General features: G+C 41.9%; 1 protein-coding gene. It reads left to right on the top strand.

Annotated features, from left to right (window positions below; all coding sequences use genetic code 11):
* Window positions 1-8: 8 nt before the first annotated feature.
* On the top strand, window positions 9-277 hold a 269-nt coding region (locus SB773_RS31425; RefSeq protein ID WP_410594218.1), incomplete at its 3' end, for an enolase C-terminal domain-like protein.

Raw genomic sequence — 277 nt, 5'->3', positions numbered from 1 at the left:
ATCAAGTTATTATCAGGATTGACGCAAATCAAGGGTGGACAACAAAACAAGCAATTTCAATCATTCATGAACTCGAGGAAAGGAAGCTGAACGTTGATTTGGTGGAGCAACCCGTGCAAGCCCATGATATCGAAGGTTTAAAAGAAATAAAGAGGTGCGTCCAAGTGCCCATCATGGCCGATGAAAGTTTGTTTTCCCCTCGTGATGCCATGAGGCTCCTGAATGAACATGCTGTTGATTTCCTTAATATTAAATTAATGAAAACAGGAGGCATCCG

The organism is Bacillus sp. SIMBA_074, assembly GCF_046534555.1.
Classification (GTDB): domain Bacteria; phylum Bacillota; class Bacilli; order Bacillales; family Bacillaceae_G; genus Bacillus_A; species Bacillus_A mycoides.
This window is presented reverse-complemented; position numbering and strand designations above follow the sequence as displayed.